Source organism: Streptomyces sp. NPDC060209 (assembly GCF_042728155.1).
Classification (GTDB): Bacteria; Actinomycetota; Actinomycetes; order Streptomycetales; family Streptomycetaceae; genus Streptomyces.
In genome coordinates this window covers 1-25841 of record NZ_JBHWZS010000107.1, presented here as the reverse complement: position 1 = coordinate 25841, position 25841 = coordinate 1, and the positions used below count along the sequence as shown (strand labels likewise).

At 67.0% G+C, this 25841-nt stretch carries 24 protein-coding genes and 6 pseudogenes; 18 read left to right on the top strand and 12 right to left on the bottom strand.

The genetic code is table 11. The features are described 5' to 3' along the window. A partial coding sequence (locus ACFWFI_RS21325; RefSeq protein WP_387392491.1) for a pentapeptide repeat-containing protein occupies nucleotides 1–988 on the top strand: 988 nt, incomplete at its 5' end. Here ACFWFI_RS21325 and ACFWFI_RS21320 read toward each other — a convergent pair. The 4 genes and pseudogenes from ACFWFI_RS21320 to ACFWFI_RS21305 all read right to left on the bottom strand — a co-directional run. Further along, nucleotides 975–1633 (bottom strand): annotated as a pseudogene (locus tag ACFWFI_RS21320) (IS5 family transposase); the annotation flags it as partial. The gene ACFWFI_RS21325 and the pseudogene ACFWFI_RS21320 sit on opposite strands and share 14 nt — an antisense overlap. A 21-nt stretch (nucleotides 1634–1654) precedes the next feature. After that, nucleotides 1655–1987 (bottom strand): hypothetical protein, encoded by a 333-nt coding sequence (locus ACFWFI_RS21315; RefSeq protein WP_387392489.1) that lies wholly within the window; start codon nucleotides 1985–1987, stop codon nucleotides 1655–1657. 69 nt (nucleotides 1988–2056) lie between these two features. Further along, nucleotides 2057–2865 (bottom strand): IS5 family transposase gene (locus ACFWFI_RS21310; protein ID WP_387392488.1). Its coding sequence is split into 2 segments (ribosomal slippage): nucleotides 2057–2526 and nucleotides 2526–2865, totalling 810 coding nucleotides; the frame shifts between segments, so codons are not numbered across the junction. A gap of 129 nt (nucleotides 2866–2994) precedes the next feature. Next, on the bottom strand, nucleotides 2995–3330 hold the full coding sequence (locus tag ACFWFI_RS21305; protein WP_382890111.1) for a winged helix-turn-helix transcriptional regulator: 336 nt from the start codon (nucleotides 3328–3330) through the stop codon (nucleotides 2995–2997). Nucleotides 3331–3444: 114 nt separating this feature from the next. Here ACFWFI_RS21305 and ACFWFI_RS21300 point away from each other — a divergent pair, with 114 nt between their 5' ends. Then, nucleotides 3445–3912 carry an ester cyclase gene (locus ACFWFI_RS21300; protein ID WP_387392484.1) on the top strand — a complete coding sequence of 156 codons (468 nt, stop codon included), beginning with the start codon at nucleotides 3445–3447 and terminating at the stop codon, nucleotides 3910–3912. Nucleotides 3913–4012: 100 nt separating this feature from the next. On the opposite strand, the gene ACFWFI_RS21295 is transcribed toward ACFWFI_RS21300, so the two are convergent. Next, nucleotides 4013–4597 (bottom strand): ArsR/SmtB family transcription factor, encoded by a 585-nt coding sequence (locus tag ACFWFI_RS21295; protein ID WP_387392481.1) that lies wholly within the window; start codon nucleotides 4595–4597, stop codon nucleotides 4013–4015. A gap of 279 nt (nucleotides 4598–4876) precedes the next feature. Here ACFWFI_RS21295 and ACFWFI_RS21290 point away from each other — a divergent pair, with 279 nt between their 5' ends. Together ACFWFI_RS21290 and ACFWFI_RS21285 are read left to right on the top strand one after the other, a co-directional pair. Then, entirely contained in the window at nucleotides 4877–5329 is a 453-nt protein-coding gene (locus ACFWFI_RS21290) for a hypothetical protein (protein ID WP_387392479.1), read from the top strand. Between the two features lie 71 nt (nucleotides 5330–5400). Then, nucleotides 5401–8616: a Tn3 family transposase gene (locus ACFWFI_RS21285; protein WP_387392477.1), complete on the top strand. Its 3216-nt coding sequence runs from the start codon at nucleotides 5401–5403 to the stop codon at nucleotides 8614–8616. Between the two features lie 169 nt (nucleotides 8617–8785). Here the strand turns inward: ACFWFI_RS21285 and ACFWFI_RS21280 are convergent, their stop codons facing one another. Then, nucleotides 8786–9397 (bottom strand): TetR/AcrR family transcriptional regulator, encoded by a 612-nt coding sequence (locus ACFWFI_RS21280; protein ID WP_387392475.1) that lies wholly within the window; start codon nucleotides 9395–9397, stop codon nucleotides 8786–8788. Between the two features lie 131 nt (nucleotides 9398–9528). Here ACFWFI_RS21280 and ACFWFI_RS21275 point away from each other — a divergent pair, with 131 nt between their 5' ends. The 6 genes and pseudogenes from ACFWFI_RS21275 (at nucleotide 9529) to ACFWFI_RS21250 (ending at nucleotide 13758) form a co-directional block, all read left to right on the top strand. Next, nucleotides 9529–10461 (top strand): alpha/beta hydrolase family protein, encoded by a 933-nt coding sequence (locus ACFWFI_RS21275; RefSeq protein ID WP_361458193.1) that lies wholly within the window; start codon nucleotides 9529–9531, stop codon nucleotides 10459–10461. A gap of 41 nt (nucleotides 10462–10502) precedes the next feature. Next, complete coding sequence (locus ACFWFI_RS21270) at nucleotides 10503–11354, top strand: LLM class flavin-dependent oxidoreductase (RefSeq protein ID WP_387392472.1); 852 nt, start codon at nucleotides 10503–10505, stop codon at nucleotides 11352–11354. Nucleotides 11355–11721: 367 nt separating this feature from the next. After that, nucleotides 11722–12576, top strand: coding sequence for a recombinase family protein (locus ACFWFI_RS21265; RefSeq protein WP_387392469.1), 855 nt, complete (start codon nucleotides 11722–11724; stop codon nucleotides 12574–12576). Nucleotides 12577–12809: 233 nt separating this feature from the next. Continuing rightward, nucleotides 12810–13031, top strand: a pseudogene (locus ACFWFI_RS21260) (transposase); the annotation flags it as partial. A gap of 60 nt (nucleotides 13032–13091) precedes the next feature. Then, nucleotides 13092–13292 carry a hypothetical protein gene (locus ACFWFI_RS21255; protein WP_387392466.1) on the top strand — a complete coding sequence of 67 codons (201 nt, stop codon included), beginning with the start codon at nucleotides 13092–13094 and terminating at the stop codon, nucleotides 13290–13292. Continuing rightward, on the top strand, nucleotides 13282–13758 hold the full coding sequence (locus tag ACFWFI_RS21250; protein WP_387392464.1) for a DUF6262 family protein: 477 nt from the start codon (nucleotides 13282–13284) through the stop codon (nucleotides 13756–13758). Before ACFWFI_RS21255 ends, ACFWFI_RS21250 begins: the two co-directional genes overlap by 11 nt. Before the next feature lie 184 nt (nucleotides 13759–13942). On the opposite strand, the gene ACFWFI_RS21245 is transcribed toward ACFWFI_RS21250, so the two are convergent. The 4 genes from ACFWFI_RS21245 to ACFWFI_RS21230 form a co-directional block, all read right to left on the bottom strand. Continuing rightward, nucleotides 13943–14665, bottom strand: coding sequence for a response regulator (locus ACFWFI_RS21245; protein ID WP_387392461.1), 723 nt, complete (start codon nucleotides 14663–14665; stop codon nucleotides 13943–13945). Continuing rightward, entirely contained in the window at nucleotides 14662–15789 is a 1128-nt protein-coding gene (locus ACFWFI_RS21240; protein WP_387392458.1) for a sensor histidine kinase, read from the bottom strand. The genes ACFWFI_RS21245 and ACFWFI_RS21240 overlap by 4 nt, the downstream gene beginning before the upstream one ends. A 213-nt stretch (nucleotides 15790–16002) precedes the next feature. Next, entirely contained in the window at nucleotides 16003–16518 is a 516-nt protein-coding gene (locus ACFWFI_RS21235; RefSeq protein ID WP_387392456.1) for a hypothetical protein, read from the bottom strand. A gap of 314 nt (nucleotides 16519–16832) precedes the next feature. Continuing rightward, a complete protein-coding gene (locus tag ACFWFI_RS21230) occupies nucleotides 16833–17450 on the bottom strand; it encodes a TetR/AcrR family transcriptional regulator (protein WP_387392454.1) in 618 nt (205 codons plus the stop codon). A 73-nt stretch (nucleotides 17451–17523) separates the two neighbouring features. On the opposite strand from ACFWFI_RS21230, the gene ACFWFI_RS21225 reads away from it, so the two are divergent. The 3 genes and pseudogenes from ACFWFI_RS21225 to ACFWFI_RS21215 form a co-directional block, all read left to right on the top strand. Beyond that, nucleotides 17524–18480 carry an NADP-dependent oxidoreductase gene (locus tag ACFWFI_RS21225; protein WP_387392452.1) on the top strand — a complete coding sequence of 319 codons (957 nt, stop codon included), beginning with the start codon at nucleotides 17524–17526 and terminating at the stop codon, nucleotides 18478–18480. Nucleotides 18481–18618: 138 nt separating this feature from the next. After that, nucleotides 18619–18969 (top strand): annotated as a pseudogene (locus ACFWFI_RS21220) (transposase); the annotation flags it as partial. Nucleotides 18970–19133: 164 nt separating this feature from the next. Further along, nucleotides 19134–19909: pseudogene (locus ACFWFI_RS21215) on the top strand (transposase); the annotation flags it as partial. A 65-nt stretch (nucleotides 19910–19974) separates the two neighbouring features. Here ACFWFI_RS21215 and ACFWFI_RS21210 read toward each other — a convergent pair. Next, on the bottom strand, nucleotides 19975–20652 hold the full coding sequence (locus ACFWFI_RS21210) for a hypothetical protein (RefSeq protein ID WP_387392449.1): 678 nt from the start codon (nucleotides 20650–20652) through the stop codon (nucleotides 19975–19977). 391 nt (nucleotides 20653–21043) lie between these two features. Here ACFWFI_RS21210 and ACFWFI_RS21205 point away from each other — a divergent pair, with 391 nt between their 5' ends. Together ACFWFI_RS21205 and ACFWFI_RS21200 are read left to right on the top strand one after the other, a co-directional pair. Beyond that, nucleotides 21044–21808 carry an amidohydrolase family protein gene (locus ACFWFI_RS21205; protein WP_387392446.1) on the top strand — a complete coding sequence of 255 codons (765 nt, stop codon included), beginning with the start codon at nucleotides 21044–21046 and terminating at the stop codon, nucleotides 21806–21808. A 99-nt stretch (nucleotides 21809–21907) separates the two neighbouring features. After that, nucleotides 21908–22969 (top strand): annotated as a pseudogene (locus ACFWFI_RS21200) (IS630 family transposase); the annotation flags it as partial. 142 nt (nucleotides 22970–23111) lie between these two features. Here the strand turns inward: ACFWFI_RS21200 and ACFWFI_RS21195 are convergent. Next, nucleotides 23112–24032: a LysR family transcriptional regulator gene (locus ACFWFI_RS21195; protein ID WP_387392443.1), complete on the bottom strand. Its 921-nt coding sequence runs from the start codon at nucleotides 24030–24032 to the stop codon at nucleotides 23112–23114. 98 nt (nucleotides 24033–24130) lie between these two features. On the opposite strand from ACFWFI_RS21195, the gene ACFWFI_RS21190 reads away from it, so the two are divergent. From ACFWFI_RS21190 to ACFWFI_RS21180, 3 genes and pseudogenes are all read left to right on the top strand, one after another. Further along, a complete protein-coding gene (locus ACFWFI_RS21190; protein WP_387392440.1) occupies nucleotides 24131–24622 on the top strand; it encodes a GNAT family N-acetyltransferase in 492 nt (163 codons plus the stop codon). Nucleotides 24623–24649: 27 nt separating this feature from the next. Beyond that, nucleotides 24650–24757, top strand: a pseudogene (locus ACFWFI_RS21185) (IS5/IS1182 family transposase); the annotation flags it as partial. 244 nt (nucleotides 24758–25001) lie between these two features. Beyond that, nucleotides 25002–25547 (top strand): transposase, encoded by a 546-nt coding sequence (locus ACFWFI_RS21180; protein ID WP_387392437.1) that lies wholly within the window; start codon nucleotides 25002–25004, stop codon nucleotides 25545–25547. The last annotated feature ends 294 nt before the right edge of the window (nucleotides 25548–25841 follow it).

The following is a 25841-nucleotide window of genomic DNA, read 5'->3' as shown; positions in this document are numbered from 1 at the left end:
CCACCGAGAAGCCACCCGCCTGCACACCGAACGCTTCTCCCAAGCCGTCGACAAACTCGGATCCGACTCACCCGCGGTCCGGCTCGGCGGCGTCCACGCCCTCGCCGGCCTCGCCGACGACGCCCCCGACGACGACCTGCGCCAGACCTGCATCGACGTCCTGTGCGCCTACCTCCGACTGCCCTTTGCCCCCGACCCCGGCGACCTACCCACCCTGCCCGACGGGACTCCGCCCCCCGAAGAACAGCGCGACGCCCACCAGGAGAAGAGGAACCGTTACCGCGCACTGCGCGAGGTCCGACACACGATCCTGCGCCTCATCGGAGACCACTACCGCATCCCCACCGGCACTCACCGCTCATGGCAGGGCTGCAACCTCGACCTCACCGGGGTCACCGTCGACGGTCACATGAGCTTCGACGGCGCGGAGTTCTCCGGTGGCTCCGTGCGCTTCGACGGCGCGAGGTTGTCCGGTGGCGCCGTGAGTTTTGTTGACACGAGGTTCTGCGGAGGCTCCGTGCGCTTCGTCAACGCGGAGTTCTCGGATGGCGTCATGAACTTCGGCGACGCGAGGTTCTCTGCCGGCTCCGTGCGCTTCGACGACGCGGAGTTCTCGGATGGCGTCATGAACTTCGACGGCGCGGAGTTCTCCGGAGGATTGGTGCACTTCGACGGCGCGAAGTTCTTGGGAGGCGTCGTAAGTTTCGTCGACGCGAGGTTCTGCGGTGGCGCCGTGAGTTTCGTCGACGCGGAGTTCTCTGCTGGCTCCGTACGCTTCGACGACGCGGAGTTCCCCTCCGGCGTCGTGAACTTCTTCGGCGCGAGGTTCTGGGGCGGCGACGTGCACTTCGAAGACGCGCAGTTCTCGGGCGGGGAAGTGACCTTCCTCCGCGCAGACTTCTCCGGCGGCGCTGTACGTTTGGACCGTGCGACGTTCTCGGGCGGCGCCGTAAACTTCGGCGGTGCGAGGTTCACCGTTCAGGGATGAACGCTCGGATGCCGCGCCGTCGTAAGCCGGTCCGGATGGCTCGTGACGAATACGCCTTGTCGGCGATGACCGTCTCGGGCCTGCGACGGGGTCGGCCTGCGGACAGGCGGGGCACTCGCACCGCCTCCAGCACCGTGTCGAAGACCGTTGAGTCGTTGACGTTGACGACGATGGCCAGAGGCAGGCCGCGGCCGTCGGCTGCGAGGTGGACCTTGGTGGTCAGCCCGCCGCAGGACCGGCCGAGTGCCTGGCCAAGCGTCGGATGTGGCGGATCTTCCAGTTCGTCCTGTGCCAGTGCCCCCTTTTGCGAGCTCCGGCGGCGTGCTGGTGGGCACGGTTGATGGTGGAGTCCACCGACACGGTCCACTCCACCGTGCCCACCGCATCGTCTTTGACCTGCACGTACTCCAGCAGCCTTGCCCAGGTTCCGTCTGCCTCCCAGCGGGCGAAACGTTCGTAGACGGTCTGCCAGGGACCATAACGCTCGGGCAGGTCACGCCAGGGTGCCCCGGTCCGCAACCGCCAGAGCACGCCGTTCACCACCTGGCGGTGATCCCGCCACGGCCGCCCACGGCCATCAGTACGCGGCAGCAGTGGGCCTATCCGCTCCCACGCCGCATCCGTCAATTCACTCCGGCCAACCACAAGATCAATGATCAGGTGTGGCTAGTCACCCATGAACCACAAGTAACTGCCCGGCGTTGCCGCACACGCTTCAAGAAGCTCGGCAAGGTCGACCAGGGCCGCTTTCTGCTGGTCGTCAGTGCACCCCCGTGTCAGGGTGGTGACTTCCTGGCGGACGACTTGAGCTTCCTGTTCGTTGAACAGCGTGTCGCCGTACGGATCCACCCAGCCGAGCTTGCCCGAGCCATGCCGGTCGAGGGTGCTCAGCACCCTCGCCAACGCCTCACCGTGCTCGTAAGAGCCCCGCAGCAGGGTGTCCCGGGACGCACCCTTTCGCGTGGGTCGCCCCGAGTGCAGTTCCAGCTCAATCCCCATGACCCCTCCTTCGCCTCGGACAACGAAGCTTCTCAGAGATCATTTGTCAGACACGCTTTACTGATGGTTTCAGAATGAGGTTCGGAGTCGTCTCAAGCAGATGATGCTGCAGGCGAGTTGGAGTAGTCCGAGGTGGAGGTCGGCTCGTATCTCGTAGCGGATGCGCAGTCGTTTGAACTGGTGGAGCCAGGCGAAGGTCCGCTCGACGACCCAGCGTGTTTTGCCCAGCCCCGAGCCGTGCGGGGTGCCGCGGCGGGCAATCTTGGGTGTGATCCCACGTGCGCGGACGAGACGCCGGTACTTGTCGTAGTCGTACCCGCGATCGGCGAACAGTCGCCGTGGCCGATGGCGTGGCCGGCCCCACAGCCCACGGATGCGGGGTATGGCGTCCAGTAAAGGCATGAGCTGAGTGACATCGTGACGGTTTCCGCTGGTCAGAGAGACGGCGAGCGGAGTTCCGTGCCGGTCGACGATCAGGTGGTGCTTGCTGCCGGGCCGGGCCCGGTCGACCGGCGAAGGTCCGGTGTGAGCCCCCCTTTAAGGGCCCTGACGTGCGAGCCGTCGATCGAGGCGTCGCCCATCTCCAGCAAGCCCTCTTTGCGTAGTTCCGCCAGGAGAACCTCATGCAGGCGGGGCCATACTCCGGCCTCGGTCCAGTCCCGTAGACGCCGCCAGGCGGTCACCCCGCTGCAGCCCACCAGTTCTGCGGGAACGTCCCGCCAGCTCACACTCTTGCGCAGCACGTAGACGATGCCCCGCAAAGTGGCACGGTCATCGGCCGGCAGCCGCCCGGGATACCGGTGCCGTCGAGGCGGACGAACCGGCAGCAGCGGGGCTATGCGTTCCCACACGTCATCAGGCACAAGATCAGCAGACACCCACCAGATCCTGCCGACCCAACACCCAACTGCCAAGCGACCACACCGATCTCATTCTGAAACGATCAGTTAAGCCCCGGCTGATGATGCGGCGACGCTGAGTAACCGCCTGTCAGTCGACTTCTACGGTCACTCGGTGGTTGCTGGCTCGCCGTCGGGGACTGTCAGGGCCCAGGTGGCCATGGTGTCGAGGACAGCGCGCAGTCCTTCACCGAGGGGAGTGAGCCGGTACTCGACCCGTGGGGGAATCTCCGAATAGGCGGTGCGCAGGACGATGCCATGTCGCTCGAACCGGCGCAGCCGGCTGGTCAGGGTGTGCGGGCTGATGCCGGGCAGGGCGTCGCGCAACTCTGTGAAGCGGTGGGGTCCGCGCAGGAGTTCGCGCACGATAAGGGTGGCCCACGGCCCGTCGAGCAGGGTGATGAACCGGGGGACGCCGCACTCCGGAAGACGGTCAGCAGTCATGGTTCGAGTTTATGCCATTAGTGCAGTTGATGTAACCAGTGCGGTGTGTGCACTAATAGGTCCATGACCTACGCGTTTCGTGGTCAGCCCGCACCACACAACATGGAGGACGACATGCCCGCGATCACTACGGCCAACACCGCAAGCGAGATGGTGCGCTCGGCCACGACCACCGCGTTGCGGGTCGCCGCGCGCGAGCTGGAGCTGTACGTCGCCGGGGACGTCGCCGGGGCGGATGAGGTGTTCGCCCCTGATCTGATCGATCACAACCCCGCTTTCGATGCCGTCTCGGGCGTCGACGGCATACGTGCGCTGGTCGCCGCGACCCGTGACGGATTCACCAACAGGCAGATCCGGATCCTGTTCCAGGAGGAGCTGCCTGGCGGCTGGGTCGTCCTCCAGTGGCAGCTGACCGCGACCCACACCGGAGACGCGTTCGGGTTCGCCGCCATCGGCAACCCGGTCGATTTCCAGGGCCAGAACATCGTGCGCATTGTCGACGGCAAGATCAGCGAGATGTACCACATCGAAGAAATGCTCAAGCTCACCCAGCAGATCAGCACGGGCACGCAGCCTGCGTGATGGTCGAGATCTTCTCGGGCGACGGCCGCCCGTGAGGCCGTTGCTGTTCAGGCGGCCTGGGCGAGCTGGTCCGGCCGGGGGGTGCCCCTATCTCTTTGGGTCACTCCGTGGTGAGGGGAAACGCGTGGGTGTGGATGCGCACCTGGGCGGTGTTGGCGTCGTCCTCGTCGGCGGCCCGGTCGCGGTAGGTGTCGACGAGGGCGTGCATCTTCTCGACGAGCTCTTGGGTGAGCTCGAGTGTCAGCCGTAGTGTCGCGCTGCTCATGTCCCAGGTGCGGTTCCATTCCTCCGGCCATGCCTGGCGGTTGCCGAGCCAGGTCGACAGGTCCCGGGTCTGGGTGGTGGCGACCTCTTGGAGATACATGTCGGCAGCCCCGCGCACGTCCGGGCTGGTGTCCGTGAGCAGTGTGTCGTCGAAGCGCAGGCCCTGGTGGGCTGCCTGCCACCACCGCTCCCGGCCCTTGCCGTGCTCGGGGGCGTCCTCGATGAAGCCGTGAATGGCGAGCTGCCGCAGGTGGTAGCTGGTCGCGCCGCTTGACTCGCCCAGCGTTTCGGCGAGTTGGGACGCGGTGGCGGGGCCGCTGAAGCGCAGGGCGTCCAGCACTTGCATGCGCAGTGGGTGTGCGAGCCCGCGCAGGGATCGGGCATCGAGATTGCGGACGTGCGGGTCCTGGGGCTCGTTCATGCTCACGAATAGCAATGCAAAGAAATTCTTGCAATGAAATATTTGCATCGGACTCTTTGGAGTGGCTGGTCTCCACAGGATGGCGTCGCAGGCAGCAGATTTTCAGCAGATGGGGCGGTTTGGAATGTATGTAGTCTCTGTTCTGAATCCTCCTGGTTGGCCATGGGTGCGGCGGAGTTCGGGATTGAGGGACCTGGTCATCACGGAGCTGCGGATGGCCTTCGACCGGTGGGTCCCGAACGCCGATGGGCAGCCCGGATGGCAAGGAGAACGTTCGTCGTGGTCGACATCACCGAGATCTATGTCCACTGGTACGCGGGCCGCTCGATGAGCGCGCTGGCCGCGTCGCTGGGGGTGGACCGCAAGACAGTCAGGAAGTACCTGGCGCCGGCGGAGGCGTCCGGGATCACTCCGGGCGGGCCGCCGATGACCGAGGCCGACTGGGCCGGGCTGATCAAGGGATGGTTTCCCGGTCTCGTCGACAGGAGACTGCGGCAGGTCACCTGGTCCGACATCGACCAACACCGGCACTACATCAAGGACTTGCTCGGGACTGTAACGGTCTCCACGATCCACCAGAGGTTGCGGGACGAGCACAAACTGAAGGTGTCGATCTCCTCATTCCGCCGCTGGGTGCACGCCACGTTGCCCGACGAGGTGAGCCGCTCGCAGGTCACGGGGTGTGACCGAGATGCGCGCCAAAGGGGCAAAGGGATGATCTTGAATCCCTGAAGGTCTGGCCCGTCACCCGTTCGGCTCAGTTTCGTTGGTGATGTTGTTGTCGTCCGGGCCTGGGGTGGGTTGTGACTTCGATCGAGCGGACCGCGTATCCGCGGTTCAAGCGGCTGATCACCGCGCACGAGCTGCATCTGTTCTTCTCGCCGACTCGCAATGAGCTGGAGTGGGCGGCCGATGCCACGGACTGCGATGAGCATCTGGTGGCCCTGCTGCTGATGCTGAAGTCGTACCAGCGCATGGGGTGTTTCCCGGCGGTGGAGGACATCCCCGAGATGGTGGTGGACTTCGTGCGACGTCAGGTAGAGCCCCCGGAGGGCACGCTGCCGGTGTACCGGGCGGAGAGGACGGCCAAGCATCACCGGGGCTTGGTCCGTAAGCAGGTCGGCGTGAAGTACGACCAGGCCAAGGCCCCTGGGATCGCCGAGCAGTCGATCCGCAAGGAGGCCGCGGCGAAGAACCGCCCGGCGGACCTCATCAACATCGCGCTGGAGAAGGTGGTGGAGGCCGGGCTGGAGCTACCCGGGTTCTCCACCTTCGACAAGATGGCCTCGAAGATCCGCACCGAGGTGAACGCCTCGATCCGCGCGGGCATCCACGACCGCATGAGCGCCGCTCAGCGGGCGGGGCTGCTGCGGCTGCTGGAGGAGCGCGACAGCGACGGGACGACGCTGTTCAACCGGCTGAAAAAGCCCGCGCAGGGCCCGACCTGGTCGCACTTCAAGAACCTGACCAAGCGTCTGGAATGGTTGGACGATCTCGGCGACACCTGTGTGTGGATGGACCGTGTCGCCGCAGGGAAGATCACCGACTTCGCCGGTGAGGCGGACGCGGCGGATGCCTCGGAGCTGCGGGACTTCGTCCCCGTCAAGCGCATCGCGCTGGTCGCGGCCCTGACGCACAAGGCGCGGATGCGGGTGCGGGACGACCTCGCGACGATGTTCTGCAAGCGGGTGGCCACGAAGATCAAGAAGGCCAGGGTGGAACTGGAAGAGATCCGGCTCGCCGAGCGGGAGATCGTCGAGGCCCTGATCGGGAACTACCGCACGGTGCTCAAGCACATCGACGCGGGCGGCCCGGCCCAGGATGCGTTGGAGAAGGCCGCAGCTATGACCGCCGAGGCCCGCCAGGCCCTTCAGGACCTGGACGAGGAGGCGTCGGCCGACGAGGTCGCGCGGCGGCTGGAGGGCAGGGTCTCCCCGGCCGTGATCGCCCTGGTGAAGGCCCAGGTGTTGCAGGCCGGCGGTCTCGGCGCGGTCACGCAGGCGGTGGAGGGCTTCGGCGGGTTCGCCAAGCAGTACGAGCAGATCGAGAAGGTCTCCGCCCATCACGGCAACTTCTGGGAAGTGCTGCTGTACGGGCAGATCGGCCGGGACCGGGCGGTGATGTTCGACCTGGCCGACAAGCTGGAGTTCACCGCGACCAGCGAGGACAGCCGCGTGTTGGACGCACTCGCGCACGCCCAGCGGCACCACAGTGCCCGCGGCGAGTACATCACCGCCTTCAACGAGAAGGGCAAGGAGGTCGGCATCTCCTTCGCCACCCAGAACTGGCGCAAGGCTGTGGTCGACAAGACCCGGACCGGGCAGTTCGTCCGCAAGCACTTCGAGGCGATGGTGTTCACCGCTCTCGCGGAGGAGTTGCGTACCGGCGACGTAGCCGTAGTCGGCTCGGAGGAGTACGCCGACTGGTCCGAGCAACTGCTGACCTGGGAGGCCGTCCAGGCGACTCTAGGGTCCTACCTGGTGGAGGTCGGCCTGTGCGAGGAGGGCGAGACCGCGGAGTTCGACGCGAAGTTCTTCCGCCGGCAGCTGGAGGACAAGCTGCGGAACGCCGCCGCGGCGGCAGACGCCGGGTACCCGGACAATGAGGGCCTGGTCATCAATCCGGAGACGGGCATCCCGTCGCTCAAGGCGCACCGAGCTGACGGTCAGCGGCCCTCGGCGAAGCGGCTGGAGCAGGAGATCAAGGCGAGGATGCCGGAGCGGTCCCTGATGGGGATCGTGGCACGGACTGCGTACTGGGTGGAGTGGTGGCGCCGTTTCGGCCCGCCCTCCGGGAACGAGCCCAAGCTCACCGACCGCTTGGGCCGGTACGTGATCGTCACGTTCGTCAAGGGCACCAACATGGGCTCCTACGAAGCTGCCCGGCACATCCCCGGCGTAAGCGGGCACGAGCTGTCGTACGTCGCCAACCGGCACTTCTCGATCGTGCTGCTGAACGATGCGGTCGCCGACCTGGTCAACGCGCACGCACGGCTGGACATCTCGCAGGCGTGGGGCGACGGGACCGCCGTTGCGGCGGACGGCACCCACATGGACACCTATCTGGACAACCTGCTCTCCGAGACGAGCGTCAGGTACGGCAAGCCGGGCGGCATCGCCTACCACCACATCTCCGACATCTACATCGCGCTGTTCACGCACTTCATCCCGTGCGGGGTGTGGGAGGCCGTCTACATCATCGAGGGCCTGCTGAAGAACACGAGCGAGGTGCAGCCGACCACCGTGCACGCGGATACCCAGGGCCAGAGCTTCCCTGTCTTTGCGCTCGCTCACCTGCTGGGCTTCGATTTGATGCCCAGGATCAGGAACTGGAAGGAACTGACCTTCTACCGGCCCTCCAAGAGATCCGAGTACGTGCACATCCACCCCCTGTTCGGCGAGCCGGGCAAGAACATCATCGACTTCGACCTGATCGAGTCCCAGTTCCGCAACCTGATGCGCGTGGCCGTCTCCGTACGCGAGGGCGCCATCTCCTCCTCCACGCTGCTCAAGCGCCTGCGCTCCGGGTCGCGGAAGAACGCCACCTATGCCGCCTTCCGCGAGGTCGGCCGCGTGATCCGCACCGTGCAGCTGCTGCGCTACCTCTCCGACGCGCCGCTGCGCCGGCGGGTGACGGCGGCGACGAACAAGGTGGAGTCGTTCAACCGGTTCTCGCAGTGGATCGGCTTCGGAAACCGTGGCGTCATCGCTGACAACGATCCCATCGAGCAGGAGAAGGCGATGAAGTTCAACGCCCTGCTCACGAACGCGGTGATCTTCCACAATGCCCTGGACATCGCGGAGATCGTGCGGCAGCTGCTGGAGGAGGGGTGGGAGATTGATCCGCAGGACCTGGCGCACATCTCGCCGTATCTGACCGAGCACATCAACCGGTTCGGTGAGTACAGCACTCACGAAGTCGGCATCCAGCCCGAGGCGTACGACCCGACGCTCGACATCGACTTCACCCCGCTGCGTGAGCAGGACCTCACCACCGCCGGCCTCGGTCAGGCCGCCTGACTGCCCGACTTGCCGAAGGACTTCGCCGGAGCCACCGAGCAGTTCGGTCTTCAGTGCCTCCGGGGCCTGTCGCCGCGCACGGTCCGTCGAGCAGCTCCCACTCCGGTGCCGGGGGCCCCGCCCGCGACCGGCTTAGGGGTCCTGGCACGGGCGTGCGAGAGCGCTGGCGCTATTTCGACTCGCCGTCTGTCGGTGCCGGGGCGGTCTGTGCCAGGCCGGCGAGCAGCAGGTCGATCATGCGGCGGGCCTGGTAGTCGGGGAAGGTTTCGACTCCGATGCACAGGTTACCGATGGCGAGCATGAAGTCGTAGGCGCGGATGCCCGCGTGTGTGGAGCCGGCGGCGGCGGACGCTTTCAGCAGCTGGTCGAGCACGGGCAGCAGGCGTTCGACGAACTCGTTGTGCAGGCTCTCGAATCCGGCTTGGTCCGAGTGCAGTGCCTCGGCGAGGCCGTGCTTGGTGACCAGGAAATCGGCGAATTGGTGCACCCAAAGCCGCAGGACCTCGTACGGCGTATCGGCGGCGGGCGGCGTGTGCGCGGCAGTGGAGAGCGCGTCGACCTGGTGTCTGAAGACGGCGACCACCAGTTCCGCCCGGGTGGGGAAGTGGCGGTAGATGGTGCCCATGCCGAGGCCCGATTCGGCGGCGATCTCCCGCACGGGAGCGTCGACTCCCGCACGGACGAATACGGCCGCCGCGGCGTCCAGCAGTATCTGCTCGTTTCGGCGGACGTCGGATCGCTTGCGGCCGGCAGGGGGTGGCGGCGTGTTGGGCGTGGACATCGTGAGCACCTCCTACTTGCAAAACGGAGCAACGTTCCGTATCGTAATGCGGAGCGGGGCTCCGTATTTCAATCATGCCAGACGCCGCGCAGCACGGGCCACTTGGCCCCTCCGAGAAAGACATTCACCTCATGAGCGACACCACGTCCGCCGACGGCGGCAACGACTCCACCACCCCAGTCATATCTGTCAGGCCGATCGCACTGGCCGCCCCGGACCGCGGCCAGGACCTGCAGGTACGGGTCACAGCACCGACGACCGGCCACAACCTGCCCGTCGTCGTCTTCTCGCACGGCATGGCCGTGACCATGGACGAATACGCACCGCTGGTCGGCTTCTGGGCCGCCCGCGGGTTCGTCGTCATCCAGCCCACCCATCTCGACTCGCTGGGCCTGCTCCCCGACGACCCGCGCACCCCGCTCATCTGGCGTATCCGCACCGCCGACCTGACCAGGATCCTCGACCAGCTCGGCACCATCGAAGCCGGCGTGCCCGGGCTGGCCGGCCGCATCGACCACGACCGCATCGCGGTCGCCGGACACTCGTGGGGCGCACAGACCGCCAGCATGCTCGCGGGCGCACGGGTCGTCGACGCCGACGGCACTCCCGGTGAGAGCGTGAGCGACTCGCGTGTGAAGGCGGCGGTACTGCTGTGCCTGCCCGGTACCGGCGGCGCCGACCTAAGCCCGCTCGCCGTCCAGTACTTCCCGTTCATGAGCCCTGATTTCGCCGAGCTGAAGACGCCGAGCCTCATGGTCGCCGGCGACCATGACCAGTCCCCGCTGACGGTGCGCGGTCCGGACTGGTTCACCGACGGCTATCGCCTCAGCTCGGGCGCCACCGATCTGCTGACCCTGTTCGGCGCGGAACACGTACTCGGCGGCATCCTGGGTTCCAACGACACGCGGACCACCGACGAAAGCCCCGAGCGTGTCGCGGTCGTCCAGCACGTCACCCTGGCGTATCTGCGTACCGCGCTGGGCCTCGACAACGACGCGTGGCCTACCGCCCGCCGGTCCCTGGCCGCGGCCGTCGACGCGCTGGGGAGGATCGACTCAAAGTGACCAACCCCCTCGCACCGGCCCGCAGGCCCAGTTTCGGAATCATGACCGCCCCAGCGCAGGTCGCCTACGACGACGTCCTGCGGGTCTGGCGTGAGGCGGACGGCATCCCGCAGATCGAGCACGCCTGGCTGTTCGACCACCTCATGCCGCTCGGCGGCGACCCGAACGGACCCACCTTCGAGGGCTGGACACTGCTGTCCGCCCTCGCAGCCCAAACCGAGCGGTTGCGGCTCGGGGTGATGGTCACCAGCAACAGGTTCCGCCCACCGGCCATGCTGGCCAAGATCGCCGCCACTGTCGATGTCATCTCCGGCGGCCGGCTCGAGTTCGGCATCGGCGCAGGCTCGCGGCCCGACGTGCCACTGGCCCGGCGTGAGTACGCAGCTCACGGCCTTCCCTTCCACGACGCCGCCCACGCGGTCAAAAGCCTCGCCGAGGCGTGCACGATCACCCGCAGACTATGGACCGAAACCGCACCGTTCGACTTCCAGGGCGACTACCACCAGCTGACCGGCGCGTTCTGCAGCCCCAAACCCGTCCAGCAACCCCACCCGCCGATCCTGATCGGCGGCCAGGCCACCCCGACGCTGCGCGTGGTGGCCGAGCACGCCGACCGCTGGAACATGCCCGGGGGCAGCATCGAGCAGGCGATCGCCCGCAGCGCGACGCTGGACCGGCTGTGCGCCGAGGTCGGCCGCAACCCCGCCGAGATCACCCGGTCCATCATCCTGCCCGCCTCCTACGACCGACCCCAGGACACCCGCCACGTCGTCCGCGCGGCACTCGACGGCGGGTTCAGCCACATCGTCCTCGGACTCGACGCGCCCTACCCGGCCGAGGTCGCACGCCGGGTCGCCGACACCATCATCGACCCCCTCTCCGACACGAACTGATACACCGAATCACGGTCCACAACGCGAGGGCGGCGCCACCGCTGCCCCTGAAACCGAGGAACCACCGATGACGAGGACCCACTCACCGTTCGATCGGGAGCTCACCGCAGTGGGGGTGGGACCGGAATGCGAGCGAAACGTGCCACACGCCAGCGGCCAGGTAGGTCACAGGCGCGAATCGGTGTCGTAGGCGGGCGGCGAGGACGTCCGCCGACTCGAAGAGGCGACAACGCGGACACTGAGGTTGTTTCATAGGTGGCGCTCATGAAACACCCCGCCGCCCGAAGGTCCACCTGCGGCGATCATGTTTCATGAGTTGTTGCAAACGGCTGGACGCCTGAAACACCCTCATGAAACGGTTTGGGGCGTGAGCGACGACTTCAAGCGCGTGGAATCGCACGCCTGCCCGATGTCCACCTGCGCCGCCCCGGCGGGCTCGCCGTGTCGCACCGGCAAGGGCAAGGTGGCCATCCAATACCACACCGCCCGCTTCCGCCTCGTGCCCCAACTCGCCAAGGCGCTCAGCGTGCCGACCCCCGCCGTACGCAAGCCGGGCTCGGTCTGGACCGAGCTGCCCCGGCCCCCGGGCGCCGGCGCCGAGCCGGTCGGACACGTACCCCTCGGGTACGCCCGCGCCTCGACCGCACGGCAGTCCCTGGACGCACAGCTCGACTCCCTCGCCGAAGCCGGGGTAACCCGCATCTTCTCGGAGAAGATCTCCACCCGCGCCACCAAGCGCCCCGAGCTGGAGGCCGCGGTCAAACTCGCCGGGGAGATCCGCTCCTCCTGCGTGCGCGTCACCATCGTCGTCCACGAACACAAACGGCTCGGCCGTGGCATCGAACTCGCCATGCTCGCCGAGGAACTGAAGGCCAGCGACGTCGGCCTGGAGTTCCTCACCGGGGAACTGAAGGGCTCGCACGACCCGTCCGGCATCGTTTTCACCGTGCTGGCGGCCATGTCCGGTATGGAGCGCGAGTACATCCGCGACCGCACCCTGGAAGGCCACGAGAGCGCGCGGAAGCGCGGCAAGACCATCGGCGGCGCCAGCGTCGCAGACGAGTCCATGCTGTCCATGGCTCTGCACCTGCGAGAGCAGGAGATGAGCCTGCGCGACATCGCCAAGCGGCTCGTCATCACCACCGGCAAGAAGAAGGGTCAGCATCCGTCACCGGCGACCGTGATGCGGATGCTGCGCGAGCACGACGAGCAGACGGCCTAGGGACTCAAGATCATCTCGTTGCCCCTTTGGCGCGTATCTCGGTCACACCCCACCTACGGATGGATCTCCCGGCTCGGGGTCTACGGCCTCACCGGAAACGTGCACAGGGCGACGGCGCATGCCAGTCGGTGAACGATGTCGGAAAGCCGTGTGCGGGAGAACCGCACGCACGGTTTGAAGCGGCGGGGGCTGGAAACGGAGCGGAAGCCACCGCGCCAGTCCCCGACCCTACTAAGGGCGCCTATGCGATGCGGGAGATCGTGAACACGATCCTCTACCCGAGCCGGACCGGCTGCCAGTGGGCCTACCTCCCCAACGACCTGCCACCGAAGAGCGCGACGTACTACTATTTCGCCGCCTGGCGGGACGACAGGACTGACCAGGTCATTCATGAACTCCTGCGCTGCCAGGTCTGCGGGAAGGCCCGCCGATTGGAGGATGCGACCCTGGTAGTGACATCGTGACCACGAGTACGGCTCGGCAGTAAGTTCAGAGAAGCCTGCCTGACCTGCCCGATGTTCGTCACCACCCCCGAGTTCCTGCCGCAGCACCGCGAGCAACGGCAGCAGCTGCTGCAGATCGTTACTGCCGCCGAGGCCCGCGGGCAAACGCGGGTGGTGGAGATGAACCGACAGGTCCTGGGCAACCTGGAGCAGATCATCACCACCCTGGAATCCGACCCCGATCTGCCGGAGGCGACCGCTGATGCGAGCTGACAACAGTCGGCACATCGTCGATGCGGCCCGACAACGCAGCGAATACACCCGCTCCAAGGCCGTCCAGGCACTCCGCGCTCTCGACGCCGCGGGCGAACCGGTCACCTTCGAGACCGTCGCAAAACGGGCAGGCGTTTCCCGTTCCTGGCTCTACGCGCAACCCGACCTGCGAGCCGAGATCGAGCAGCTGCGGGCAGTACAACGCCGAGCACCGACATCCCACGTCCCTGCACGTCAAAGGGCCTCCGACGCCTCACTGCGGCGGCGCCTGGAAGCCGCCAACGAACGCATCCAGCGTCTCACCGACGAAAACCGGCAACTGCGCGCACACCTCGCCGGAGCCCTCGGCGAACAACGCGCCGCGAGAAGTCACACAAGCCCGCGGGGCGCCGCATCGATCCACGAGGACGTCGACATTGCCGACCCTGTCCAGCCTCAGCAACCCATTCGAGAGAGGGAGCCGTAATCCGATGATGACGGGCACGGATCAGTCCGTCACCTGACGGCAAGATCGAATGAAACGGGACACCGGCTGCTCCGTGCGCCTGCTCTCCCTGACCGAGCGTCCCTTTGATGACGAAGAGCCCTTGCCACTTCGCCGAACTGGGACAGCGGCGGGCCATTGCCCGCCGCCGTCCGTCGTGGCGTCTTTAGTCCCAGGGCTCGACCAAGTTGTTGCGATAGGCGTAGCCGACGGCCTGGCCACGGTCGGCTGCGCCGATCTTGGTGAAGATGCGGTTGATGTGCGTCTTCACCGTGGCCGGGCTGACGACGAGCCGGGCACAGATCTCCGCGTTGGACAGGCCCCGGGCGATGAGGGTGAGTACCTGGGTCTCGCGCGGGGTCAGAACGTCGGAAAGTGCGGGAGTTTGCGGCGTGTGGGCCTGTTTTCGCTGCGTGGCGGGCGGTACGACCTCGCTGGTCTGCACGGCCGCGACCAGGCGGGCCTGTACCTCAGGATCGAGCCAGATACGGCCATCGTGGACGCTGCTGATGGCGTCCTCGATCGCGTCGTCGTCGGCGTCCTTGGTGAGATAGCCCCGCGCTCCCGCCTGCAGTGCCGGGAAGACGGAGTCGTCGTCGGCGTAGGTGGTCAGCACGAGTACCTTGCAGCCGGGTACCTGCTCACGCAGTGTCGCAGTGGCCGCGACACCGTTGAGGACCGGCATGTTCAGGTCCATCAGTACTACGTCCGGGGCCAGTTGTCCGGCGAGCAGCACCGCTTCCGCACCGTCACGGGCTGCGCCGACCACCTCGATGCCGTCCAGCATGTCGATCAGCAAGACCAGGCCCTTGCGTACGATCTGCTGATCGTCCGCGACCAGTACTTTGATCTTCTCGCCGTCAGATGCCGTCTCGCCGTGCTCCGTCACGCGGGTATCTCCATCCGTACTTCCCATCCATGCGCTGTCGGCCCCGCGTGCAGGGTGCCGCCGACCCCGGTCACGCGTTCGCGCATGCCGGTCAGCCCCAGGCCGGAGCCTTCGGACAGTGCCGCCCGGACCGGTCCCGGCCCGGTGCGGCGGTCTTCGACGGTCAGGATTGTGGCCCTGGGCTCATAGACGAGCGTCACCGTGGCCTGTGCGTCGCGTGCGTAGCGGACCGTATTGGTCAACGCCTCCTGCACACCGCGGTACAGGGCTTCAGCAACGTCGGGCTGCAGCTCCCGGTGCGGCCCGATCACGGACAGCGTCACGTCGAGCTCCAGGTCCACCCGATAGCGTTCGACCAGTTCGGGCAGCCGCTCGAGAGAGGGCACGCGCTCGCCGCGCAGCGCCCGCACAGCCCGGCGCGCATCGGCCACACCCTCCTTGACCAGCTCACCGGCCCGGTCCAGCAGCCCCCGCAGATCCCCGCTCGCCTGGTCGCGCCGGGCCATCCGCCGGGCGGCCTGTATCTGCACGGCCAGTCCGGACAGGGTATGGGCGAGCACGTCGTGCAGATCCTGGGCGATACGGGTGCGTTCGGCCAGCGCCGCCGCCTCGGTCTCCGCCTCCCGGGCGTCCTCGAGCTGGGCCAGCAGCACGGTGACGGCCACCTCGTTGATGATCGACTGCCGCACCACGATGCCCACGACGGCCAGGAGGACGCCGAACAGGACCTGATGCAGGAAGTTGTCGGTACCGCCGTCCAACCCGGCGGCCGCCGCGCCGGTCAGACAGCCCATGACGACGACCGCGAGCACAGTGGCCGCCCGTCGCTCCAGGATGAGGAAGGCCATCAGGACCACGACGGACGGTGGCAGGGTGGACATCGAGCCGGGCTGCAAGATACCCAGAGCAAACCCGAAGCCGTCCACCAGCACGCAGAACACCAGGCAGCGGGCAGGACGACCGGTGAGGAGCCACAGGTTCGACGCGACCGCGGCCATGGGCAGCAGACAGCCGACGAGCACCAGGGTGACTGCCAGGTGCCTGCCTCTGTAGCCGGGGGCGGGGGAAGCGTGCAGGGACTGGACGGCGATGGCCGCCATGACTCCCCACAACACGGGCTGCATACGCCGGCCCCTGCCTTCGCGTCGCTCCCGGGCACTGGCAAGAGCCACGGCCAGCCGTGGACTGACCGGGCCCGTCGGCTGAAGTGTGTCCGTCACTTCTGAAGAATAGATGCACGCTGCGCCGCTGATCGCAAAGCCCGGCCCGGGCCCGCGAACGCGGAACCGGGCCAGGGCGGAGTGTGTTGCGAGGGGCGGTCTGCTGGGTGCCACGCTTCAGGCCACGGCGGGGGTGACAAGGGGGGAGGTAAGCCGGTAGGCCCGGACGCGCACTACCACCAGGCGGCATACCACCTGAGTGACGGCCATCAGCAGCAGCGCGGCGGTCCAGGCGGCGGTGCCGGTGATCAGGTTGTCGCGGCTGAACTGCGCAATGGTGTGAGCGCCGCTGTGCTCGGCCCAGTACACGAAGGCCGAGCGCGCGCCCATGCCCAGCACCCACAGAAGGGCGGCCAGCCACCCGGCTTTGGAGTACGCGGCGCCGTCCTCGGTCAGGCTGACGCGGGTGGCCAGTCCACTGGCCAGTCCGAGCACTATGCCCATCGTGACGCCGAAGAGGTCCAGCTGGACGTCGTGGCCCTCGGTCGGGAAGGAATGCAGGTAGTGCGCGGCCGCGGCGCTGATGGACACCAGCGGCAGCAGGAGCGTGCGGGGCGTCAGACGGCCGCCGCGCATCTGCGGAATCACCAGAAGGATCAGGGCGGCGGAGATGAGGTAGTCAGTCGTCGTCATGGGGAAGAGCTTGCCGCCCGCGGCGCCGCACGGCTTCGGCCCGCAGGTTGACTCCTGGTTTGATACCTGGCGTCAACCCACGGGTTGACGCACGAGACGCCCGGGTTACGTCAGCCCGTGGCCGAGCGGGTAGAGCTCGCGGGCCGGGTCGTCCGCCCGTGGCACCGGCACCGGGAGCCGTCCCCGCGGCCGTACCGTCCCCACGATCACCCGTGCGGAGTCACGCAGTTCACCGACGACCAGCAGTAATCGGCGGTCAGCAGCCGCCTGGTGCCAGTCGGGCAGAGCCCAGATGCGTCGGCCTCGATCCGGGCTCAGGCTGGCCGGTCCGTGGCCCGGAGGCCGTCCATCAGGAGGTTCAGCAGGCGGCCGGCCTGAGCTTCGCGCTCGGGTCGGGGGGCCACGGTGAAGATGCCAATGAGGGCGGCGGCGATGTCTTCGGCGGTGACGTCGGAGCGGAGGTCGCCCGCCTCGCGGCCGGCGTCGAGCATCCTGGTGATGGCCGTCAGGAGCTCGGTCCGAGTCTGCGCATGGGCGATCTCACCCGACTCGATCATCGCGAGCAGCGTGTCGAGCATGCCGTTCTTGGCCGCGATCCAGTCCCCGAACAAGTCCATCCAGCGCCGCATTGCCGCAGCCGGGGCCAGCCGACCGAGCAGCTCGTGGGCGCCGGTTGTCAGCCGCACGACCTGGTCTCGGTAGACCGCGTCGACCAGTGATTCGCGGGTCGGGAAGTGCCGGTAGAGCGTGGCGATGCCGACCCCGGCCTCGCGGGCGATCGCGCGCATCGACGGCTCGGCGTCCGCCGAGGCGAACACGCGAGTCGCCACCGCGAGCAGCTGGTCACGATTGCGGGCCGCGTCCGCCCGTGGCGCGCGTGTCTCCGCGTCAGCCGAAACGGAACGCGCTCCGCTTGTGTTACGGTCGTCCATGTAAACGGAGCATAGTCCGTTTCAGTGCGTCCACGCGTCCACTGCGTACGCAGGTCCAAGGAGACAGAGGAACATGCAGGAACAGAGCAATCAGACGCCGACGGGTCGCAGCAGGGCGGTCCAGCTCGATACATTCGGCGGCCCCGACGTCCTGGACGTCCGCGAGGTTCCCGCACCGCAGGCCGGCCCGGGACAGGTCCGTGTGCGGGTCACCGCGGCCGGTCTGAATCCGATGGACTGGTTCATGACCGCCGACGCGGACACCGCCGCCCGGTTCGGCCTGACCCTGCCGGTCGGCTTCGGGACCGACTACGCGGGAGTGGTCGACCAGGTCGGCGACGGGGTGAGCGGCTTCACGTCCGGCGACCGGGCGTTCGGGGGCGCCCTGTCCCGCGCGGTCGCCGACTTCGTGGTGGTCGACCCATCCGGGGACACCGCGGCGAACGAGGCCCACCACACGCCCGACGGCGTCGACGACCGCATCGCCGCCACCCTCACGATCGCGGGCCGCACGGCATCCGCCGCCCTCGCCGCGATCAACCCCGGTCCGGACGACACCGTGCTGATCGGCGGCGCCGGAGGCGGGGTCGGAGTGTTCGCCGTCCAGCTCGCCCGGATCGCCGGAGCGCGCGTGATCGGGACGGGATCGCCGTCCTCGGCCGACTACCTGCGCGAACTCGGAGCCGAACCGGTCGTCTACGGCGACGGCCTGGCCGACCGGGTCCGTGCCCTCGCTCCCGACGGCGTCACCGCCGCCATGGACCTGCACGGAGAGGAGACCGTGCACGTCGCACGGGAACTCGGCGTCCCGGACAAGCGGATCTGCACCATCGCAGCACAGATCGACGGCGTGACGGCGGCCAACGGCGCGAACGCGGCTCCCGGCACCCTGGAAGAGATCGCGCGCCTGGTTGCGGCGGGTCGACTCCGCGTGCCTATCGAGGCGAGTTTCGCGATCGAGGAGATCCGCCGCGCGGTCGAGCTCCAGGCCGGCCGGCGCGTGAAGGGCAAGGTCGTCATCGACCTCTAAGCTTGGCGCTTATCGTCTGTAGTCGAACGTGGCCTCGAACTTGATGACGTTTTCGGCTGAGTGCCTGACGTGAGAACGGCCTTCGTTCGATCCTGTGCTCCGTCACAGAGGCACTTGACCAGCACGAAGGCCGTCGCGATGAGTCTGCTGCAGCGGGATGTCCCGCGAGATGCGTTTGCTGAACTCGCGTGCTTCCGGACGGAGTTCTATGCCTGCCTGACCCAGCGCCCCGACGCCTTGTTCGAGCTGAGTGACGCCTTGTTGTGTTCCGACGGCCCGGTGAGGACGCTGGTCGAGCTGTCCTTGGCGCCTGAGCATCAGCGTGGGCATGGTGCGTTGTACGGCGGGTTGAACCGTGGCCGTCTGGATCCGTCCCGGCTGCGCAGGGCTCTGGCAGGACTGCCACATCCCCGGACGACGGAAGGGCGGCTGGTCCTGGCGGTCGATGTGAGCAACTGGCTGCGGCCGGACGCGAATACCAGCCCTGAGGCCCGCCTCGACGCGTTCCGCTGGCTCAACCGCTACAACACCCGACGCCGTTACTCCCGCCTCGGACAACGCAGTCCCATCGCCTACGAGACAGCACTCGACACAACATCAACTACCCTGGCCCAAGCCGCATAGCCCGTGTCCAAGATTCCGGGTCAAGGCCCACCTGCTGGGCCACCGTCCTGGACGCGCCCCTCTACGCCGGCCCCCGTGCACAGACCACCCTGGAACGCTGGCACCAGATCCACGACCTGCTCGACCAGGGCGCGGGCCTGCTTGAATGCGCCCGCCGTCTGCAACTGGCCCTGAACACCGTCAAACGCTACGCCCGCGCCGATCGGCCCGAGCGGATGCTCCGCGTCCCCAATACCGCGCGAGCCTTGTCGATCCCTACCGTGAACACCTGCGCAAACGCCGGACCGAAGACCCCGCCGTCCCGGTCAAGCACCTCTTCGAAGAGATCAAAGACCAAGGGTTCACCGGCTGCCTCAACCTCCTGCACAAGTACATCAACCTGGGCCGCGCGGACGCCGACCGCAGCCACATCTCCCCGCGCAGACTCGCCCGCGTGCTCCTCACCATGCCCGACAACCTCAAGGCCGAACATCAGAACCTACTGGACCGGCTCATCGCAGCCTGCCCTGAGATGGCCCAACTCGCCGTCCGTATCAGGGACTTCGCCCAGCTCCTGAAGCCTCACCCAGACAATGCCGACGCGCTCGAGCTCTGGATCACCCAGGTCCGCGCTGCCGATCTGCCGCACCTGCAAGCCTTCACTCGAGGGCTGGAGCGAGACCTCGACGCCGTGATCGCCGCGTTCACACTCCGCTACAGCAACGGCCCCACCGAGGGCGTCAACACCAAGACCAAGCGGATCGCCCGCCAGATGCACGGACGAGCAGGCTTCACCCTCCTCCGCCACCGCATCCTCCTCGGATAGCGACACCCTCCGTCACCACCGAATGTGAGACAGGGCCGTTAAGTTGACACACCCTCTTGTGACGGTCAGCCATCGAAGCGGGTCCAGTCGACAGGGAGGTCGGTCAGCGGGTCCAGGGCGCTTCGGTGGGTGGCGCCGGCCCAGACATCGAATTCTTCGCCGCCCTCGTTGCTGACATACATGACGAGGCCGGGGGCTACGTAGAAGTGGGTGGGTGCCCAGGGCCAGAAGGGACGCAAGGGCACAAGGTGCAGTGCTTGGGTGAGTTGCTCGACCTGTGGTGCCGTGAGTCTGCGGGGCAGGGCCAGGTAGTCGGCGCCCATGGAAGCCTCGAAGAGGGAGAACTGGATCAGGAAGCCGCTGAGCTGTTCCTGTTCGGCGATCGGCTCCTCGTCGAGTTCACGGAACCAGACAGTCGGATCGGCCTCAAGTCCGTCAAGTGTCCATAGGAGTGACCAGAAGAAGCCTCCCTGGTTCTCGACGCCGAAGACGAGCATCTCCCCGAGATGGTCGGTGTGCAGGTCTGGCTCGGGCAGGATGCTGTTCTGGGTTCCGAGGGCACCCGGCCGCTGCTCCGCGAGCCGGTACAACTGCTCCAGTCCACCAGGCAAGCGTGACGAAGAGGAGGTGGAAAGTGATTTGGTGGCGCCTGCGGCGGGGTACCAGCCGGTGACGAACTGTTCCAGCGCTGCCGCACGGTCACCGTTCACATGCCTGAGCCACTCCAGGCCCGGCAAGTCCACGGACGGAAGTGGTGGGCGCACTCGGTTGAGGAGTTCCCTGCTCAAGTGGGCTTCAAGGCGCAGCGCAGTTCACAGTTGGTGAGAACGCCGTCGGATGCGGCGGCCTGGCTCACCTGGGCGGTGCCCAGGTACAGGACCTCTTCTCCGAGGCGGACCGCGATGCGGATCGGAAACGAGTTTTCGTCCGTATCCCAGGGCGCCCCCATCAGTCGCTCCGTGACTGGTGCCGGTGCGGGCCCGATCAGACGGACCTCCTCAGCGCTCCACACACCGCTCCTGGCGGGTGCGTCACTCGCTTCCGCGATGATCACCACTGCTACCGTTAAACACGGAGCGACCAGTTCCGTCCCGGTCAGTACGACGAGGAGGCTTGGTGGTTACCGTCGGCCGAATGCCAGATCAGCCGATCTTCGACGCCCATCTGCACATCATCGATCCGCAGCATCCGCTGGTCCCGAACCGTGGTTTCGCGCCCGACCCGTTCCCGGCGGAGACTTACCAGGAGAGCGTGGCGAACCTGGGCGTCCGCGCCGGAGCCGTGGTCTCCGGCTCATTCCAGGCCTTCGACCAGGGATACCTGATAGACGCCCTCAAGCGGCTCGGCCCGTCCTACGTGGGCGTCACCCAACTCCCGTCAACTGTCACCGATGCCGAACTCACCGGCCTCCGCGACAAGGGCGTTCGAGCCATCCGGTTCAACCTCTTCCGCGGCGGGAGCGCCAAGCTCGAGGAACTCGAAGAACTGGCCCGACGCGCCTACGACGTCGCCGGCTGGCACACCGAGTTCTACGTGCACTCCCGCGACCTCCCGGACCTCGAAGACCGCCTGACGGCCCTGCCGAAGTTCAGCATCGATCACCTCGGCATGGCCGACGACGGCTTCGACACCCTCCTCCGACTCGTCGAACAGGGCGCCCGAGTGAAGGCAACCGGATTCGGGCGCATCGCCCACGACCCCGCCGAGGCGATGCGCCGGATCAACCAGGCCAACCCTCACGCCCTGATGTTCGGCACCGACCTGCCCTCCACACGCGCCGATCGCCCCTTCCGGCCCATCGACATCGACCTCGTGGTCGAGACCCTCGGAGAAAAGGACGCGACACGGGCGTTGTGGACGAACGCGCTGGAGTTCTACGGCGTCGAGCGGCCCGGATGACGGCCGACGATCTGGCCCTGGTGGGCACCGCTGGCCTGAGCGAAGAACACGGCTAGTCTTCTGAGTCAAGAGTTCCTTCTATATATGTAGGCTTGCGGTATGGCTCGTACGGGGCGGCCGAAGGCCGAGTTGGTGCTGTCGGTGGATGAGCGGGCGGCGCTTGAGGGGTGGGTGAGGCGTCGCTCGACTCCTCAGTCATGGGCGGTGCGGTGCCGGATTATCCTGGCCTGCGCGGACGGCATGTCGAACAAGGATGTTGGTGCCCTGGTGGGCATGACGGGGCAGTCGGTGGGCCGCTGGCGGGCGCGTTTCAACGAGCATCGCATCGCCGGTCTGGGTGACCTGCCCAGATCCGGCGGCCCCCGCTCGGTGAGCGACGAGCAGGTTGCCGCAGTGGTGAAGCGGACGCTGGAGTCGACACCGAGGAACGCCACGCACTGGTCGACGCGAGCGATGGCGAGAGAGCTGGGCCTCTCCCAGTCGACCGTGTCGCGGATCTGGCGAGCCTTCGGCCTGCAGCCCCACCGCTCGGAAACCTTCAAGCTGTCGACGGACCCGTACTTCGTGGACAAGGTGCACGACGTCGTGGGCCTGTATATGGACCCGCCCGAGAGGGCGCTGGTGTTCTGTATGGACGAGAAGACGCAGATCCAGGCCCTGGACCGCTCTCAGCCGGTGCTGCCGATGATGCCCGGGGTTCCTCAGCGGGTCACCCACGACTATGTCCGTGCCGGCACTACCACCCTGTTCGCGGCACTCGAGGTCGCCACCGGGAAAGTGATCGGATCCCTGCACCGCCGGCACCGGGCCGAGGAGTTCAAGAAGTTCCTGATCAAGTTGGACCAGGAGATCCCGGCAGATCTGCAGGTGCATCTGATCCTCGACAACTACGCCACCCACAAGACGCCGGCCGTCAAGACCTGGCTGATCGCCCACCGTCGATTCCATCTGCACTTCACGCCTACCGGCTCGTCCTGGCTCAACCTCGTGGAGCGGTGGTTCGCAGAACTGACGAACAAACAGATACGGCGAGGGGCCCACAAGAGCGTCCAGGCCCTTGAGAAGGACATCCGCACCTGGATCGCCGCATGGAACACCGATCCCAAGCCCTACAGCTGGACCAAGACAGCAGACGAGATGCTCGAACGCCTCGCCGGTTATTTAGAGGCTGCGCGGATAGGGGCGGTTTCGGGGTCGTCGGCTTGGGCTGTTGTTGCAGCGGTGGGTGCTCCAGGCCCGGCGGATGAGGCTGCGCACGGTACGCCTTCGAGTCGCCCTTGCTTGGAGGTGCTCGCTCCGCAAGTCAGCGCACGCTCATCGTCCGGTCGTGGTCATGGACTGTCATGGACTCAGATGCTGCGATGAAGGCGCGCAGGAGAGGACGGTCGTCTCCTCGGCGGGTGGCCATGAAGATCCGGCTCACTGTGGGAGGCCCGTCGAGTTCGAGCCTGCGGGCGCCTGCGGGGAGCAGCGTCGTGACGCTGTAGGGGGCGATGCTGACGCCGAGGCCGGCCGCGACGAACATGATGATGGTGTGCCAGTTCGAGCACTCCTGCGCGACCTGGACGTCGATGCCGGCGTTCCGCAACGGCTGCGTGTTCATGTCGAACGCGTGAGTTCCTGCTGAACGCGGGAACAGGATCAGCGGGTCAGCGGCCAGCGCCCTTGCTTCTACACGGTCACCCCTTGCGGCGGGGTGCTCTGTGGGGATGACGGCGACGAACCGTTCCGATGCCAGCAGGGAAAGGTCGATGTCGTCGCGCTCCTCGGCGTCCCGCACGATCCCGACGTCGGCCGTACCCCGCTCCAGAGCCGCCAGGACGTCGGTGGTGAAACCGTCGTGAAGTTTCACCTGGACGTCCGGGCGGCGGCAGGAGAATGCACGGAGGTGTTCGCTGACGATCGCGGTGGCGGAGGTGATGAAGGCGACATCCAGACGGCCGGCCTCACCTCGGCCGACACGCCCGGCCTCGTCGAGGTCGGACGCCAGACGGTCCAGAAGGTTCCGGGCCCTTGGCTGGAACGCCGCTCCCGCCTCTGTGAGGCGGACACTTCGAGAGGTCCGCCGGAACAGCTCAACGCCGACGATCTTCTCAAGCTGCCTGATCTGCTGGGACAGGGCGGGCTGGGCGATGTGCAGCCGCTGGGCGGCGCGGCCGAAGTGCAGTTCCTCAGCCACAGCCAGAAAGTACCGCAGATGACGGAGCTCGATTCGCTGATCCATAGTTCGAGCTTATTGATAGAGGTCAAGGTGTGTATTGGACATATGGGTGAGTGAAGCCGGAGGCTACGGGAAGCCACACCGGAAAGGGAACCCTTCTCATGCCGCACACCTCTGCCCCGACCATGGTCTCCTCGATCGGCTCACAGAGTGACGCCGACGCGTTCTACGCGCTGAACGAGGAGTGGATCTCGCGCCTGTTCACCCTGCAAAAAGAGGACCGGGCCGTTCTCGGAGATCCGTTCGGCCGCATCGTGGGCCCGGGCGGCGACGTGCTCATGGCGCGCGAGTCGGGCAGCGGCACTGTAGTTGGGTGCGTCGCACTTCTGGCCTATCCGGACGCCGTGTTCGAGCTGGCGAAGATGGCCGTGGCTCCCGCCGCGCAAGGACGCGGCATCGGCCGCCGACTCATAGCCGCAGCGATCGACCGCGCCCGGGCACTCGGTGGGGCCCGGCTGTTCCTCGGCACCAACAGCAAGCTGGCCCCCGCCCTTCACCTCTACGAGGACGCGGGGTTCGTCAGGATCACCCGCGACCGTCTCCCCGTGGCCGACTACTACGCCCGCGCCGACATCCTCATGGAACTGCAGTGATGGCACTCTGTGATCACTGGGAGACCTGTGCCTGCGCTTCCCTCATGGCTAACCGAACCGCTTTGGGACCAATTCGCGACCCTGCTGCCGGTGCGGCCGGTCTACGATCCGGCCCACCCGCTGGGCTGCCACCGCCGCCTGTCGGCGTACACGTGAAGTGGCTCCGGCAAGAATTTCGTAGCCGAAGATCAGTGCGGAGCTCGGGCTGTCGGGATGTAGGCCAGCGGGCATGCTCTGCTTGTGTGACAACGAACTGTTCAAACTATTACCGCACTTGACGTCGGTGACCGTCGTCTCGGTCGACACCACGGGCCCCACCGTGGCCATCCAAACCCGCACTCACGACGCTGTGTCCGCATGCTGCACGGGCTGCGGTGTCATGAGCGACTGGGTCCACAGCCGCTATGTGCGCCACCTCGCCGATACCGCTCTCGGCGGCCGGCCTGTCCGCATCGGCTTGAGCGTACGGCGCCTGTACTGCGAGAACCCGGCCTGCACGAAGGTCACCTTTGCCGAGCAGGTCGACGGACTGACGGTGCGCTACCAACGCCGCACTCCGCTGCTGCAGCACTTGGTGGAGACTCTCGGCATTCTCCTGGCCGGCCGTGGTGGCGCGCGGCTGCTGCGCATCCTGAACACGGCACTGTCGCGCACGAGCGTGCTGTTTCACCTGATGAGAGTGCCGCTACCGCCCGCGGTCACACCGCGGGTGCTGGGCGTGGACGACTTCGCCCTGTACGCGGGCACCTACGGGACCCTCCTGGTCGACGTCGGCACCCGGCTCCCGCTCACTCTGTGGGAGGGCCGCGACGCCGAGACGCTCGCCCGCTGGCTCGGCGCGCACCCCGAAGTGGAGGTCGTCTGCCGGGATGGCTCGCCTTCCTACCGTCAGGGCATCACCACCGGCGCACCGCACGCGCTGTAGGTCAGCGACCGCTTTCATTTGTGACAGGGGCTGTCCAGGCGGGTGCAGGAGATCGCCACCGCGCACCGGGGCTGCCTATCCACCGCGACACCCGAACCCGTCATCCTTGAGTCTGCGGAGGCGAGGGATCCAAAAGCGGCCGATACGCCCGCTCGACGGCACGCGAAGCGGCTGTTCGAAGCGGTGCACGCGGTGACCGACACCGCCCACGGCCGCAGCTATCACTCCATCGCCCGCGAGCTCGGACTGAACCGGCGCACCGTGCGCAAGTACGCGCGGGCCACAACCTGGCAG